The organism is Senegalia massiliensis, assembly GCF_900626135.1.
Classification (GTDB): Bacteria; Bacillota; Clostridia; order Tissierellales; family SIT17; genus Anaeromonas; species Anaeromonas massiliensis.
The window spans coordinates 62647-77572 of sequence record NZ_LR130785.1 but is presented as its reverse complement, the minus strand read 5'-3'; the positions used below and the strand labels follow the sequence as shown (position 1 = coordinate 77572).

Annotated in this window: 16 protein-coding genes, 1 pseudogene and 2 riboswitches; of the genes and pseudogenes, 16 read left to right on the top strand and 1 reads right to left on the bottom strand. The window is 26.9% G+C overall.

From position 1 onward, the window contains the following. Nucleotides 1-2: 2 nt before the first annotated feature. Genes cobI through E0D94_RS00305 form a run of 5 tightly spaced genes read left to right on the top strand, consistent with a single transcriptional unit; the run spans nucleotide 3 to nucleotide 3955 of the window. Nucleotides 3-707, top strand: a complete 705-nt coding sequence (gene cobI, locus E0D94_RS00325; protein ID WP_207289574.1) for a precorrin-2 C(20)-methyltransferase — start codon at nucleotides 3-5, stop codon at nucleotides 705-707. Beyond that, nucleotides 708-1466, top strand: a complete 759-nt coding sequence (cobM, locus tag E0D94_RS00320) for a precorrin-4 C(11)-methyltransferase (protein ID WP_130805330.1) — start codon at nucleotides 708-710, stop codon at nucleotides 1464-1466. Further along, on the top strand, nucleotides 1463-2488 hold the full coding sequence (gene cbiG, locus E0D94_RS00315; RefSeq protein ID WP_130805329.1) for a cobalt-precorrin 5A hydrolase: 1026 nt from the start codon (nucleotides 1463-1465) through the stop codon (nucleotides 2486-2488). Before cobM ends, cbiG begins: the two co-directional genes overlap by 4 nt. Continuing rightward, nucleotides 2481-3218 carry a precorrin-3B C(17)-methyltransferase gene (cobJ, locus tag E0D94_RS00310; RefSeq protein ID WP_130805328.1) on the top strand — a complete coding sequence of 246 codons (738 nt, stop codon included), beginning with the start codon at nucleotides 2481-2483 and terminating at the stop codon, nucleotides 3216-3218. The genes cbiG and cobJ overlap by 8 nt, the downstream gene beginning before the upstream one ends. Further along, complete coding sequence (locus E0D94_RS00305) at nucleotides 3215-3955, top strand: cobalt-precorrin-6A reductase (protein ID WP_130805327.1); 741 nt, start codon at nucleotides 3215-3217, stop codon at nucleotides 3953-3955. Before cobJ ends, E0D94_RS00305 begins: the two co-directional genes overlap by 4 nt. Before the next feature lie 28 nt (nucleotides 3956-3983). Here E0D94_RS00305 and E0D94_RS00300 read toward each other — a convergent pair. After that, nucleotides 3984-4886, bottom strand: a pseudogene (locus E0D94_RS00300) (helix-turn-helix domain-containing protein); the annotation flags it as partial. A gap of 196 nt (nucleotides 4887-5082) precedes the next feature. Here E0D94_RS00300 and E0D94_RS15055 point away from each other — a divergent pair. From E0D94_RS15055 to hemL, 11 genes are all read left to right on the top strand, one after another. Beyond that, nucleotides 5083-5211: a hypothetical protein gene (locus E0D94_RS15055; protein ID WP_278044671.1), complete on the top strand. Its 129-nt coding sequence runs from the start codon at nucleotides 5083-5085 to the stop codon at nucleotides 5209-5211. A 143-nt stretch (nucleotides 5212-5354) separates the two neighbouring features. Further along, nucleotides 5355-5492, top strand: coding sequence for a hypothetical protein (locus E0D94_RS14670; protein WP_165442816.1), 138 nt, complete (start codon nucleotides 5355-5357; stop codon nucleotides 5490-5492). Between the two features lie 109 nt (nucleotides 5493-5601). Beyond that, a complete protein-coding gene (locus tag E0D94_RS00295; protein ID WP_130805325.1) occupies nucleotides 5602-6735 on the top strand; it encodes a DUF4932 domain-containing protein in 1134 nt (377 codons plus the stop codon). 7 nt (nucleotides 6736-6742) lie between these two features. Continuing rightward, a riboswitch (cobalamin riboswitch) is annotated at nucleotides 6743-6919 on the top strand. Nucleotides 6920-6960: 41 nt separating this feature from the next. Next, the gene (locus E0D94_RS00290) at nucleotides 6961-7539 is read left to right on the top strand and encodes a membrane lipoprotein lipid attachment site-containing protein (RefSeq protein ID WP_130805324.1); all 579 of its coding nucleotides are present in this window, start codon (nucleotides 6961-6963) and stop codon (nucleotides 7537-7539) included. Nucleotides 7540-7756: 217 nt separating this feature from the next. Then, a riboswitch (cobalamin riboswitch) is annotated at nucleotides 7757-7933 on the top strand. A 106-nt stretch (nucleotides 7934-8039) separates the two neighbouring features. Next, nucleotides 8040-8405 (top strand): sirohydrochlorin chelatase, encoded by a 366-nt coding sequence (locus E0D94_RS00285; RefSeq protein ID WP_130805323.1) that lies wholly within the window; start codon nucleotides 8040-8042, stop codon nucleotides 8403-8405. Between the two features lie 24 nt (nucleotides 8406-8429). Further along, nucleotides 8430-9668 (top strand): glutamyl-tRNA reductase, encoded by a 1239-nt coding sequence (gene hemA / locus E0D94_RS00280; protein WP_130805322.1) that lies wholly within the window; start codon nucleotides 8430-8432, stop codon nucleotides 9666-9668. Beyond that, nucleotides 9658-10278 carry a precorrin-2 dehydrogenase/sirohydrochlorin ferrochelatase family protein gene (locus E0D94_RS00275; protein WP_242620447.1) on the top strand — a complete coding sequence of 207 codons (621 nt, stop codon included), beginning with the start codon at nucleotides 9658-9660 and terminating at the stop codon, nucleotides 10276-10278. The genes hemA and E0D94_RS00275 overlap by 11 nt, the downstream gene beginning before the upstream one ends. Further along, a complete protein-coding gene (gene hemC / locus E0D94_RS00270; RefSeq protein ID WP_130805321.1) occupies nucleotides 10256-11155 on the top strand; it encodes a hydroxymethylbilane synthase in 900 nt (299 codons plus the stop codon). The genes E0D94_RS00275 and hemC overlap by 23 nt, the downstream gene beginning before the upstream one ends. After that, nucleotides 11148-12644: a uroporphyrinogen-III C-methyltransferase gene (gene cobA / locus E0D94_RS00265; protein WP_130805320.1), complete on the top strand. Its 1497-nt coding sequence runs from the start codon at nucleotides 11148-11150 to the stop codon at nucleotides 12642-12644. Before hemC ends, cobA begins: the two co-directional genes overlap by 8 nt. Beyond that, on the top strand, nucleotides 12631-13626 hold the full coding sequence (gene hemB, locus E0D94_RS00260) for a porphobilinogen synthase (RefSeq protein ID WP_130805319.1): 996 nt from the start codon (nucleotides 12631-12633) through the stop codon (nucleotides 13624-13626). Before cobA ends, hemB begins: the two co-directional genes overlap by 14 nt. Then, nucleotides 13626-14918, top strand: coding sequence for a glutamate-1-semialdehyde 2,1-aminomutase (hemL, locus tag E0D94_RS00255; RefSeq protein ID WP_130805318.1), 1293 nt, complete (start codon nucleotides 13626-13628; stop codon nucleotides 14916-14918). Before hemB ends, hemL begins: the two co-directional genes overlap by 1 nt. The last annotated feature ends 8 nt before the right edge of the window (nucleotides 14919-14926 follow it).

Sequence of the window (14926 nt, the reverse complement as noted above, 5' to 3'; positions counted from 1 at the left end):
TGATGATAGGAAAATTTTATGGCATTGGAGTAGGTCCAGGGGACCCGGAGCTAATTACTATAAAAGCAGTAAAAATATTAGAAAAAATAGACATTGTAATATGTCCTAAAAGTAAAAAAGAAAGTAAAAGTGTAGCACTCTCCATTGCTGAAGGTTATTTAAACAAAAAAGCAGAAATATTAAAATTAGAATTTCCAATGACTTATGATGAAGAAAAGCTAAATATTACTTGGGAGAGAAACTCTAAAATAATATTAGATTTACTTGGAAAAGGAAAAAATATAGCATTTTTAACTATAGGAGATCCAATGGTATATAGTACATATATGTATTTATTACCTTTCTTAAAAAAGAAAGATATAAATATTGAAACTATACCAGGAATAACGTCCTTTTGTGCATCAGCAAATAAAGTAAATATTCCTCTTGCTTCTCAGGAAGAAACACTTTCTATAATACCTCTTAGGAAAAATATAAGTGAATTTGAAAAGGTAGTAGATGATTATGATAATTTAGTAGTTATGAAGCCCTCTACTGAACATAAAAGATTAGCTGAAATTTTAGAAGACAGAAATTTAGAAGATAAATTTGTACTTGTATCTAAATGTGGCACAAATGAAGAAAATATAAGCTATGATATTGATGATTTAAAAAATAAAAAAGTGCCATATTTATCAACACTTATAATAAAAAAAGGAGGTATTTAAATGAATACAGTATATTTTATAGGGGCAGGTCCAGGAGATCCCGATTTAATAACAGTTAAAGGAAAAAACATAGTAGAAAAAGCAGACATTATAATATATGCAGGTTCTCTTGTTAATAAAGATATTTTAAATTGTAGAAAAGATGAAAGTGAATTATATAATAGTGCATCTATGACACTTGAAGAAGTTATTGATGTTATGGAAAATGGAATAAAACAAGGAAAATCTGTAGCAAGAGTTCATACAGGGGACCCTAGTATATATGGAGCAATAAGAGAGCAAATTGATAGATTAGATGAACTAGATATAAAATCAAAAGTTATACCAGGTGTTAGTTCATTTGTAGCATCAGCAGCTGCATTAAATAGGGAGTTTACACTTCCAGATGTTTCTCAAACAGTAATTTGTACAAGACTTGAAGGAAGAACTCCTGTGCCAGAAAGTGAAAGCTTAGAAAAACTTGCAAGTCATAAAGCATCAATGGCTATATTTCTATCAGTACAGATGATTGATAATGTAGTAGATAGGCTTTTAGAATATTATGATGAAAATACTCCTGTTGCAGTGGTACAAAAAGCTACTTGGCCTGATCAAAAGATAGTACAAGGAACATTAAAAGATATATCAGAAAAAGTAAAAGAAGCTAATATAACAAAAACAGCACAAATATTAGTAGGAGGATTTTTAGGAGATAAATATAGTTTATCAAAATTATATGACAAAAATTTTTCCCATGAATATAGGGATGCTAAAAAGTGAAACTAGCTATAATTACACTTACAAAAGGTGGACTTAAGAAAGCTTTACAAGTAAAAAGATATTTAAGAGATACGCCTATTTATACCTTAGATAAGCATGATGATGGTAGATTCAAATCAATAAAAGGAAAACTATCAGAGAATATAGAGTATTTCTTTAAAAATTACGATACCATACTTTTTATTATGGCTACAGGAATTGTAGTAAGGTCTATAGCGGCACATATAAAGGACAAAACTATTGATCCTGCTATACTTGTAATGGATGAAGGTGGAAAACATATTATAAGCTTACTTTCAGGGCATATCGGAGGGTCAAATAGTTACGCAATACATCTATCCAAGTTAATAGGAGCAACACCTGTTATAACTACGGCATCTGATGTAAATGGTGTATTATCTGTAGATATGATATCAAAAGAGTTGAATCTGTCTATAGAAAATATGGAAGATGCAAAAATAGTCACAGCAGATATAGTAAATGGTAAAAAAGTAGGAATTAAATCAGATATTTCTATAGATAAAAATTTAATTAAAAATCTCATAACACCAGAAGATGAAGGATTTAAAGATATACAAAGTTTAATTGCTATAACAAATAGCATTAAAAAATACACTATGCCCACATCAGTATTGATACCAAAAAATATAGTCTTAGGTATAGGATGTAGAAGGGGAATAGAGAAAAATAGAATATTAGATGCTATATATAAATCTATGGATAAGAATAATTTATATATGGAAAGTCTAAAAGAAATAGCAACAGTAGATGTTAAAAAAGATGAAATTGGACTTATAGAATCATCAAAGGAATTAAATATATCACTTAATATAATTACTAGAGAAGAAATTAAAAAAGTGGAACATCTATTTGAAGGCTCTAATTTTGTGAAAAAGACAATAGGAGTATCCTCTGTTTCGGAGCCTGTAGGATACATTGTGAGTAATAATGGAACATGTATAATGAAAAAAACAAAAATGGATGGTATAACAATATCTATTTGGGAGGAAAACAATGAGTAATGGAAAAATATATGTAGTAGGAATAGGACCTGGAGATAAGAAACATATGACTTTTAGAGCAGTAGAAGCTATAAAAGAATCTGATATTATAATAGGGTATAAAAAATATATAGAGCTTGTAAATGATTTAATTGATGACAAGAAAATAGTATCATCTCAAATGAAAAAAGAAGTAGAGAGATGTGAAAAGACATTAGAATATGCTGAAGATGGAAAGACTGTAGCCCTTGTAAGTAGTGGTGATGCAGGTGTCTATGGTATGGCTGGTATAATGCTTGAAATAGTATTAAAGCATAAAAGTGATGTAGAAGTAGAGATAGTACCAGGAGTTTCAGCATCTAATGCATCAGCAGCTTGTGTAGGTGCTCCTCTTATGCATGACTTTGTTACAATTAGTTTAAGTGATTTACTTACAGACTGGTCACTTATAGAAAAAAGGTTACGTCTTGCAGCAGAAGGAGATTTTTCAGTAGCAATATATAATCCAAAAAGCAAAAAAAGAACAGAGCAAATTGTAATAGCAAGAGATATATTTTTAAAACATAAAGATAAATCTACACCTGTAGCCATAGTTAGAAATGCTAAAAGGGAAGGTGAAGAAACAATACTTACTGATTTAGAAAATATGTTAAATTTTGATATAGATATGTTTACAACAGTTATAATAGGAAATTCAAACTCATATATAGATGGTGGAAAAATGGTAACACCTAGAGGTTATAAAATATGATATTAGTTTTATCTGGTACAGAGGATGGAAGGCTTATTATAGAAAAACTACTAGATAAAAATCATTCTGTAATTGCAACAACAGCTACAAATTATGGAGCAAGACTTTTTAAGACTCATCCTAATTTAAAAGTCATATCAAAAAGATTGGATAAAGAAGATATGGTAGAGTTAACTAAGAAGTATAATATAAAAACTATAGTAGATGCAACACATCCATATGCAGCAGAAGTTTCTAAAAATTCCATAAAAGCATCAGAAGAATCAGATATTAAATATTTTAGATTTGAAAGAAAAGAAATATCATATGAAAATATAGATAGGTTTTCATCATATGAACAAGTGATAAATTACTTAGAAAATAAAAAAGAAAATGTACTATTAACAACAGGAAGTAATAATTTAGATAAATTTAAAAATGTAAGTTTTAAAGAAAATTTATATATAAGAGTATTACCTACAGCAAATGTAGTTAAAAAATGTACTGATTTAGGATTTTTACCTAAGAGGATATTAGCACTTCAAGGTCCATTTAGTACTGATTTTAATAAAGCTATGTATGAGTTTTATAATATAAAGTATATAGTTACAAAAGATAGTGGAGATATAGGTGGTACAAATGAAAAAATAAATGCAGCACTTGATATGAATATAAAGGTGCTTTTAATAGATAGGCCACAGATAGTTTATCCGAATAAATATGATAATATTAGGGAATTGATTGAGGATATAAAATGAAATGAAAAAACCCTTGCAAGGGTTTTTTCTAATTTAATTCTATATTATATCTATTTTTTGTAATTTCTTTATATTTATTAGCTAACTCATCATATCCTTTTATTTCTAATATATGTATAGCTTTATTGAGAGAATCTTTATAGGTTTCTTCATTTTCACCAAGAAAATATTCAGCTATACCCTTTCTATAATATAAGTGATTTAAAGCATACATTATATCTTGTTCTCTACAATATTTTATTCCATTATTAGCATATTTTAAAGCGTTTTTATGTGCATCTATGTGATGATAATTATATGAAATATTAGAAAACACTTTAATTATTAATTTTTTTTCATTTAAAAGAGTTTCACTATCGAAGTTTAATGTAGTAAGAATAAACTTTAGAATTTTATTGCTTTTTTGATAACTTTTATCTCTTTTAAAGGTAATAGCTATCAAAAGCAATATGCGAATTTCAAATAGATTGTAATTAAAATTTTTAAAAGTGTCTAATTTAAAATCTTGTTTAGTATATTTTAATGATTTTATAAAAATATTTTGTGTTTTTTTAATATCTTCATTTCTTTTAAATAATGATTCAATTCCTTTAACTATTAATTTAAATTGTTTAATAAGTTTAGATTCATATAGACTAAAATCAAAAGGCAATTTATTTTTGAAATGAGATTCAAAATCATCAGATAACTTTATTAGTTCTTCGAGATTATATGAATTTATAATATTATCTATTCTGTCATAATAGTTTAGTAATGTTCTATCAGTATTATAATGAGCTAATTCATGTAATAAATCTTTTTTGAAAAAGATAGATAATTTATTCAAGGTATCATATGAAGCAATTCCATGACCATTTTCTAATTTACTTAATGTGTCTCTATTTATTTTAGCTTCTTTACATACTTTAGATTGACTATATCCTAATGATTTTCTTAGTTTTTTATTCTCTCACCAAAATTTTTTAAATCATATGTTTCAAACATAGTTTATCCCCCTATTATAAAATATTCAGAAACAATTTTTAAAATGTCGGCTCCTTTCAGATAGTAATATTTTCCTTTAGAATGTATAATGAAGTTAATAACTATTTATAGAAAATGTCACTAATTATAAGGATGATTTAAGGATGAAAATATTCACAAAATTACCAATAGTCTTAATTATAATTGTAACACTAATTTCATTTATACCACAAGTAAATTATGTACAAGATGCAGATATATCAGAAACTATGCAATTACTAATGTTGAAGTAAAATAAAATGTAATAAATTACTATTGATAAAATTGGTATAAGTTTTAAAAAAACATAAAGTATGTTGAACTTATCCACTTTGATATAAAGCAATACTAAGTTAAATTTTAGGGAACAAGAATGCTTTCAAAAGGGGTGAAATTTATGGATATGATAGTAAGTAATAAGAATGGTGTTGGAACTAATAGCATTGCTCCATGTAATGACTATGGAACTTGTACAGGATATGCAGTGTGCGAATGTCAAATTGAAGTATGTAATACTATAAACATTGAATTTTAACAGAATAATACTACCAAAGATACGTATCTTTGCTAGTATTTAATTATTTTTATTAGTTTAAAAGATTACCAATTTTAAACTAATAAAAGGAAAATGAGAGGATTACAGATTGAAAAAAATAATCATAGTATTAATTTTATCAAGTTTTTTATTAATTTCTTGTAATTCAGAACAACAATTGACAAGTGAAATTAAGCCAATGGCTATAAATATAAACAGAAACATAAAAGTTATAGTTGATCCACGTGTAGAATTATTAACTACTATACAATACTTAGCTAATTATCCACGTCTTAGTTTATTGAATTCTGATTATAAAACAGATATAGATAATTATTTTAAAAACTATAAAAATCATAAGGCAGTAAATCAATTTAAAAAGTTGTCAAAAGAGGGTTTTCAATATGAAGTGCCTATAGAATACATTTTAAATTGTAGTGCCTTACCAAATTTAGAAACTTCTAAAAATATTAAATATTCTTCCAAGCAATTACAAGTAGGTATAAAAAGTTTAAATGAGTTTAGAGAAAATGTAAAAGCTTTTTATCTAGAAACTAATTTTATAAATTTTTATGCTGAGCATAAAAATTTATATGAGCGTATTTTATCAAATTATACTAAAAGTAATGAGATTGAAGGTTATATAACTTCATTAGAAAATTATTATGGGAAATCTCAAAAAAGTTATAATATAATACTTTCACCATTAATTCATTCTGGAGGATATGGACCTAGATTAAATAAGGAAAATGGTAGATATGATGTATATCAAGTGACAGGTCCAATAATAACTCAAAAGATTTATGAAGAATATGATAAAGATATTGAAAAATTAAAAGATATTAATGATATATCAAGATTATTTGAGTTAAATAAGGGAGTAATGTTACATGAATTTAGTCATAGCTATATAAACCCACTTGGAGAGAAGTATTCAAAGTCAATTAAAAAATATGAGCCTAATAACAATGTGTATTTAGAATATTTTCCTAATTCATATAAACAATGGCCCAATATAGTCAATGAATATATTGTTAGAGCAATTACAGCAAGAATATTATTATTAGAAGGTGAAACAAAAGAATATAAAGAAACTATTAATAATGATAAAAGATCAGGATTTAAATATATTGAAAAACTAATAGAAAAACTTAAAGAGTATGAAAACAATAGAGATAAATATAAACAGATAGAAGATTTTTATCCAGAGCTTTTAGATGAATTAGTGAAACAATATATTTAACTATAAAAATCAAATATTAAAATTAAGTTCATACTTATGATTAATAGGGAAAGAGGTGAGAAACCTCTGCAGCCCTCGCTACTATAACCATAACGAAATCTCAAATCCGTTATTCATTAGAATGGGAAGGAGAGAAAGTAGGAGGATAGTAAGTCAAGAGACCTACCTAATTTTTAAAAAATATTCCTTCAGAGGGAAGAAATTGCTAGAAAGTAGTGATAAATAATGAAAAGAATTTTAAGTGCTATTTTAATAATATTTTTATTAAGTGGATGTAATAATTCCAATAATAAGGATGCTACTAATCAAAATAATATCCCTAAAGATTCTCAAGAAGTAAATGATAAAGAAGAATTAAACTCTTCCATAAATAAACAAGAAATTTTAGATTTTGGTGAAAAATTTGTACCAAATGATTTTTTGATAAAAGATTTTATTATTAACATAGAAGATAATAAATTGGTTTATAATTTAAAAATCATCATGAGTGAAGAATTATATAAATTTTTATCAGAAAATAAGGTGGAATATTATTTTTCACTTGAATATCCTGAAAGGATTAGAGAGGTTGTGGAAAAAACTTCAACTGATTTAATAAAACATGTTCCAACAAATAATCAGTTAAGTTATAATATAATTTTCAAAGAAGAATTACCCAAAAAAGAATTACCTGATTCAATTACAGATAAACAAAAATACAATCTTTTAGTAATCAATAAAGAAGGATCAGTAGTAAGTATCCTTGATGGTATAGAGGCATTATCAAATATGACTAAAGACTCGAAGGCGATAAAAGTAAATTAATTTCACCAAATATTTAATACTAAATTATCTAAAAACACATAATAAATAAGAATATTCTTATTTATTATGTGTTTTTAGTATAAGATAAATAAAATTATAAATATTAATTTTATTATTCAATTACGAATTAATCAATAAAAATACTTTTCGATTAATTTTTGATATGTATTCTATTTACAACCCCTCAAACAAATGATAATATATATTTAACAATAAAAATCGAATATTAAAATTAGGTTCATACTTATGATTAATAGGGAAAGAGGTGAGAAACCTCTGCAGCCCCCGCTACTGTAACCATAACGAAATCTCAAGTCCACTATTCATTAGAATGGGAAGGAGAGAAAGTAGGATGATGGTAAGCCAGGAGACCTGCCTGATTTTACGAAGTAACCTTCGGAGGGAAGGATTTACTAGTATGAATATATTAGTATATTTAATCCTGCCTCTATGGTAGGATTTTTTTGTTATAAAATAAAAATGAGAGAAAAGGTGATATAATGAAAAAAGGATTGTTAATTATAGGACATGGAAGTAGATCAAATGAAGCAAAAAAAGGATTTTCTGATATGATAGATATTGTAAAAGAAAAAACAGATAAGTATATTATAAAAGGTGCTTATATGGAGATAAGTAAACCTTTCATATCAGAAGTAGTAGAAGAAATGGTTAATGAAGATATAAAAGATATAACAGTAGTACCTTATTTTTTATATGAAGGAATTCATATAAAAGAAGATATACCTCATATAATAGAAGAGCTAGATAATAAATATGAAGGAGTTAATTTTAAAATATCTAAACCATTAGGAGTTGAGCCAGTTTTAGGTGATATATTACTTGAACGTGCAGAAAGTGTTAATTAGAAATAGGATCAGGAGTTGATATCTATGAATATTTCAGTAGTAGGAATAAATCACAATACAGCAACAACAGATATTAGAGAAAAAGTAGCTTTTACAGATAGTATGAAAATAGAAACTACAACATATCTTTTAGATAGTGGAGTAAAAGAGTGTATTATACTTTCTACCTGCAATAGAAGTGAAATATATATATATAGTGAAGATGGAAATGTAGATAGGGATATAGAAGTAGTTAAAAATATTTATAGAAAAAAGTCAGATATAAAGCAAATTGATAAATATTTTTTCGTAAAAAAAGAGATAGAATCAATTTATCATTTATATGAAGTAGCATCTGGTTTAAAATCTATAGTACTTGGTGAAGATCAAATTTTAGGACAAGTAAAAGAAGCACATAGGTTAGCTATGGAAATAGGCGGAAGTGGCAAAAGATTAAATAAATTATTTAGAGAATCAGTTACTACAGCTAAAAAAGTAAAAAAAGAACTTAAAATTTCAGAAATACCTCTTTCCATAAGTTATATAGGAGTTAAATTTTTAAAAGAGAAAATTGATTTAAAAGGCAAAAAAGCACTTATTATAGGATTAGGAAAAATGGGAAATCTAGCTCTTAAATACTTAGAAGAAGAAAATTTAGATGAAATTTTCATGTCAAATAGAAGTCATGATAAATTATATAAAATAAAAGAATTATATGAAAATGTAACTCCAATTGAGTATGATGATAGATATAATATTATAAAAGATATAGATATACTCATAACAGCAACAGCCTGTCCTCATCATATAATAAGGAAGAAAGATATGAAGAAATTAGAAAAGAATTTATATATTTTAGATCTTGCACTACCACGTGATGTAGAAGAGGATGTAGAAGAGCTAGAAAATGTAAATCTTTATAATATAGATAATTTAAAGGAAATCTCAGAAAAAAATGAAGTTAAAAGAAAAGAATTATCCAAAAAAGCTAAAAGTTTAATAAATGAAGATATAATTAGTTTTAAAAATTGGATAGATACTTTAAAAGTAGATCCTATAGTTAAAAGTATGAGTGATAAATGTGAGGAAATAGAGAAAAACACCTTAGAATATATATTTAGAAAAATAGATTTAAGTTCAAGAGATAAAAAAATAATGGAAAAGATAATACATTCTTCATTTAAAAGAATAATTAGAAATCCAGCAATTAAATTAAAGCAAATAAATGATAAAGAAAAACTAGATAATTATATAGAAATGATGTCAGATATTTATGAGTTATAAAGAAGAAACTTCATTTTATCCAGTTATGCTAAATTTAAAAGATAAAAATATAGTAATAATAGGAGCAGGAAAGGTAGCTCTAAGAAAAGCTAAAAAGTTAATGGAATATGGGGGGAAACTAAGCATTATAAGCCCTAAAATAGAATCTGAGTTTTATAATTATAAAAATAAAATTAATATAATAAAAGATAAGTATAATAAAAAGTATATTTTAAATTCTTCAATAGTAATAGCAGCAACTGATGATAAAAAGTTAAATAGAAAAATAAGTATTGATTGTAAAGATGAAAACATATTATGTAATAATATAACAGGTAAGAATTCTGATTTCATTGTACCTTCTACTTTTAAAAGAGGAGATCTTACAATATCTGTTTCAACAAATGGAAAAAGTCCATCACTTTCAAAGAGTATAATATTTGAATTAGAAAAAAAGTATGATGAAAAGTATATAGAGTTCTTAAAATTATTAGGTGATATAAGAAAAATAGTATTAGAAAAATGTAATGATGAGAAAAGAAAAAAGGAAATATTAAATGAAATAATAAATTTGAGCTTAGATGATTTAAAGGGGAGAAAAAAATTATATGAAAATAAAAGTAGGCTCTAGAGGAAGTAAATTAGCTCTGACCCAAACGAGATGGGTAGTAGATAAATTAAAGGAGAAAAATCCCAATATAGACTTTGAGATAAAAGTAATACGCACAAAAGGTGATAAAATAAAAGATATTCCATTAGATAAAATAGGTGACAAGGGATTATTTGTAAAAGAAATTGAAAATGCTTTATTAAACGGTGAAATAGATATAGCAATTCATAGCATGAAAGATATGCCTTCTAGTTTGCCAACTGGACTTAAATTTGCATCTATACCTGAGAGAGAAGATGCAAGAGATGTTCTTATATTAAAAGCAGGATATAGTGACTTAGATAGTCTTCCAAGAGGATCTAAAATTGGTACTGGAAGCAAAAGAAGAAAGTATCAATTATTAAATTATAGAGATGATTTAGAAATAGTACCTATTAGAGGTAATATTGAAACTAGAATAGAAAAGATAAAAACTGAAAATTTAGATGGAGTAGTTTTAGCTGCAGCAGGTATTAAACGATTAGGATTAGAAGAAAAAATTTCTATGTATTTACCTAATGAAATAATATTACCATCACCTAGTCAAGGTGCACTTGCACTAGAAATAAGGGAAGATGATAAACAGTTAGAAGATATGATAGATTCTATATCTTCAAAACAAGCTTGTATTCAAGTAAAAGCTGAAAGAGCATTTTTAAAAGGGGTTAATGGGGGCTGTCATATACCAATAGGAGCATATGCAACTATAAATGGTGATGAAATAATTCTTGATACATTGTTTGGAGATGAAGATGGTAAAAAATTAGTTAGAAAAACAAAGAGTTCAAAAATTAGTGAAGCAGAAGAACTAGGATTAGAACTTGCAAAAACTGTATTAGAGGAGTTTGGAGATGAATAAAGGTAAAGTTTATCTTATAGGAGCAGGACCTGGGGATATAGGTCTTATTACAGTAAAAGGAATGGAAAAATTAAAGGAAGCTGATGTAATAGTATATGATAGATTAGTAAATGATAGCCTTTTAAAAGAATCTAAAACAGAATGTGAAATGATATATGTAGGCAAAAAACCAAATCATCATACACTTAAGCAAGGTGAAATAAATAAGTTATTGGTTGAAAAAGCCAAAGAAGGTAAAACAGTAGTAAGGTTAAAAGGTGGAGATCCTTATGTCTTTGGTAGAGGTGGAGAAGAAGGAGAGGAATTATATAAAAATAATATAGAATTTGAAGTAGTACCAGGAATTACTTCAGCAATTGGTGGGCTTTGTTATGCTGGAATTCCTATTACTCAAAGAAACGTTGCAACCTCATTTCATGTTTTCACAGGTCATTTAAGTGATGATGAAAAAGAATTTGATTTTGAATCTATAGTTAAATTAAATGGAACTTTAGTTTTTTTAATGGGAATGAAAAATTTAGAAAAAATAACTAAGGGATTAATGAAGTATGGTAAAAAACCTGATACTCCTGTTGCAATAATAAATTGGGCTACTAGAAATAATCAAAAAGTAATTACTGAAAGATTAAATAAGATATATGATTATGCAGTGGAGAAAAATATGTCTTCACCAAGTCTTATAGTAATAGGTGATGTGGTAGACTATAGAGAAAAATTAAGCTTCTTTGAGAAAAAACCACTACATGGTAAAAATATAGTTGTAACACGTTCACGAGCTCAAAATAGTTCTATGATAGAAAAATTACGAGAATTAGGAGCAAATCCAATAGAGTTTCCAACAATAAAAATAGAAAAACTAGAAAATACAAAGTTAATAAATGAAATAAAAAATATAGATAAATATAACTATATAATACTAACAAGTGAAAATGGAGTAGAAATATTTTTTAAAGAATTATATAAAATGGGTTATGATAGTAGATGGCTTAAAAACTCTAAAATAGTATCAATAGGTAAATCTACTACAGAAAAATTAAAACAATTTGGAATAGTAGCAGATATAATGCCTAAAACGTACAAACAAGAAGAATTATATGGACTATTAAAAGATAAAGTAAAAAAAGGTGACAATATACTTTTGCCTAGGTCAGCTAAAGGAAGAAAGTTTATAGTAGAAAAATTAAACCAAATATCAAATGTATGTGAAATACATACATATACCACAGTTGTAGATGATAGTAAAAGTGATGATTTCATAGATAATTTTAAAAATGTAGATTATATTACATTTACATCTTCATCTACTGTTGAAAATTTCTTTGAAATTGTAGGTAAAGAAAATAAGAAGTTATTAAGTAAGGCAAAACTAATATCAATAGGACCTGTTACGTCATCTACAATAGAGGAATTAGGATTTAAAGTATATAGTGAAGCAAAAGAATATACAATAGATGGAATAATAGATTCTATATTAAATGATAGGAAGTGAGAAAGTGGAATTAAAAAACAGACCAAGACGTTTAAGGGCAAATGAGATAATAAGAAATTTAGTAAGAGAAGCTAAGTTAAACATAGAAGATTTAGTATATCCACTATTTGTAGTGGAAGGAAAAGGTATTAAAAAAGAAATTCCTTCATTACCAAATAATTATCATTTTTCAATAGATAAATTAGTTGAAGAAGTAAAAGAATTAACTAAATTAGGTATTCATTATATAATGTTATTTGGTTTACCTGATAAAAAGGATAATATCGGTAGTAGTGCATATAGTAATGATGGAATAGTTCAACGTGCAATAAGAGAAGTAAAAAAAGAAATTACAGATATATATATAATTACAGATATATGTATGTGTCAATATACAGATCATGGTCATTGTGGATTATTAACTGAAGATGGGAAAATAGAAAATGATACTACAGTTGAAAAACTATCAAAAATAGCAGTAAGTCATGCAAAAGCTGGAGCAGATATGGTAGCCCCATCAGATATGATGGACGGAAGAATAGCTCATATGAGAAGAGAACTTGATAGTGAAGGTTTTAAGGAGATACCTATTATGAGTTATAGTATAAAATATGCATCATCATTTTATGGGCCATTTAGAGACGCAGCTCATTCAGCACCATCATTTGGAGATAGAAGCAGTTATCAAATGGATTTTGCAAACCCTAAGGAATCATTAAGAGAAGCAGAGATTGATATAAATGAAGGTGCAGATATTATAATGGTAAAACCAGCACTTTCTTATCTTGATATAATAAGAAGGGTAGATGAAAAATATAATATACCAATAGCAGCATATAATGTAAGTGGTGAATATGCCATGATTAAGATGGCTATAAAAAATGGATTAATGGATGAAAAAGTGATATATGAATCATTATTATCTATAAAAAGAGCAGGAGCAGATATTATAATAACATATTTTGCAAAAGAAATAGCAGAAAAACTAAGGGGGAGAAATTAATGGAATTTGAAAAGTCAAAGAAAGCATTTGATGAAGCTAAAAAATATATTCCAGGGGGAGTAAATAGCCCTGTAAGAGCTTTTGGTTCTGTAGATATAGCTCCAATATTTATAGAAAAAGCTAAAGGAAGTAAAATATATGATTTAGATGGAAATGAATATATTGACTATATTTGCTCATGGGGACCACTTATATTAGGACATAGTAATGAAAAGTTAGTAAATGGAATAGAGGATGAATTTAAAAAAGGTACAAGTTATGGACTTCCTACTCAAATAGAAACTAAAATGGCAAAGAAAATAGTAGATGCATACCCTTCAGTAGAAAAAGTGAGAATGGTAAATTCAGGGACAGAAGCTACAATGAGTGCCTTAAGACTTGCAAGAGCTTATACAAAAAAGAAAAAAATAATAAAATTTGAAGGTTGTTATCATGGTCATTCAGATGGATTACTTGTGAAGTCAGGTTCAGGTACACTTACTTATGGAATTCCTACAAGCCCTGGAGTAAATTCTACAGTAATAGAAGATACAATAGTATGTGAATATAACAATATAGATTCAGTGAAAAAAGCATTTCAAGATTCAAATGATATAGCAGCAGTAATAGTAGAACCAGTAGCAGGAAATATGGGAGTAGTTGAAGCCAAGAAAGAATTCCTAGAAGGTCTTAGAGAAATTACAAAGGAATATAACTCCCTACTTATATTTGATGAAGTTATAACAGGATTTAGATTATCATACTCTGGTGCCCAGGGAATATATGATATAAATCCAGATCTCACTTGCTTTGGAAAAATTATAGGTGGAGGACTTCCAGTAGGTGCTTATGGTGGAAAAGCTGAAATAATGGATATGATAGCACCATTAGGTGGTGTATATCAAGCAGGAACGCTTTCAGGGAACCCATTAGCAATGTATATGGGCTATAATACTTTAGAAATACTTGAAAATAACAAGGAAATATATTGTGATTTAGAAAAAAAGGCTAAGAAGTTAGAAAAAGGATTAAATGAACATATAGAAAAATTAAATATAGATGTGACTATAAATAGAGTAAAAGCTATGATATGTATATTTATGTCACAAGGACCTGTAGATAGTTACAGTCAAGTTATGAAATCAGATACAGATAAATATAAGGTATTCTTTAAAGAAATGCTAAAGCAAGGAATTCTTTTACCACCAGCACAATTTGAAGGATTATTTTTATCAACAGCACATACAGATTGCGATATAGAAAAAACAATAGATGCAGCAGGAAAGGCATTTAAAGTGGCTTTTAAAAAGTAGAGGTGAAA

Bases quoted from the DNA above. Each gene is read 5' to 3' on its own strand.
- cobI (WP_207289574.1), top strand. From the start codon at position 3: ATGATAGGAAAATTTTATGGCATTGGAGTAGGTCCAGGGGACCCGGAG.
- cobM (WP_130805330.1), top strand. From the start codon at position 708: ATGAATACAGTATATTTTATAGGGGCAGGTCCAGGAGATCCCGATTTA.
- cobJ (WP_130805328.1), top strand. From the start codon at position 2,481: ATGAGTAATGGAAAAATATATGTAGTAGGAATAGGACCTGGAGATAAG.
- E0D94_RS00305 (WP_130805327.1), top strand. From the start codon at position 3,215: ATGATATTAGTTTTATCTGGTACAGAGGATGGAAGGCTTATTATAGAA.
- E0D94_RS15055 (WP_278044671.1), top strand. From the start codon at position 5,083: ATGAAAATATTCACAAAATTACCAATAGTCTTAATTATAATTGTAACA.
- E0D94_RS14670 (WP_165442816.1), top strand. From the start codon at position 5,355: ATGGATATGATAGTAAGTAATAAGAATGGTGTTGGAACTAATAGCATT.
- E0D94_RS00290 (WP_130805324.1), top strand. From the start codon at position 6,961: ATGAAAAGAATTTTAAGTGCTATTTTAATAATATTTTTATTAAGTGGA.
- E0D94_RS00285 (WP_130805323.1), top strand. From the start codon at position 8,040: ATGAAAAAAGGATTGTTAATTATAGGACATGGAAGTAGATCAAATGAA.
- hemA (WP_130805322.1), top strand. From the start codon at position 8,430: ATGAATATTTCAGTAGTAGGAATAAATCACAATACAGCAACAACAGAT.
- E0D94_RS00275 (WP_242620447.1), top strand. From the start codon at position 9,658: ATGAGTTATAAAGAAGAAACTTCATTTTATCCAGTTATGCTAAATTTA.
- hemC (WP_130805321.1), top strand. From the start codon at position 10,256: ATGAAAATAAAAGTAGGCTCTAGAGGAAGTAAATTAGCTCTGACCCAA.
- cobA (WP_130805320.1), top strand. From the start codon at position 11,148: ATGAATAAAGGTAAAGTTTATCTTATAGGAGCAGGACCTGGGGATATA.
- hemB (WP_130805319.1), top strand. From the start codon at position 12,631: ATGATAGGAAGTGAGAAAGTGGAATTAAAAAACAGACCAAGACGTTTA.
- hemL (WP_130805318.1), top strand. From the start codon at position 13,626: ATGGAATTTGAAAAGTCAAAGAAAGCATTTGATGAAGCTAAAAAATAT.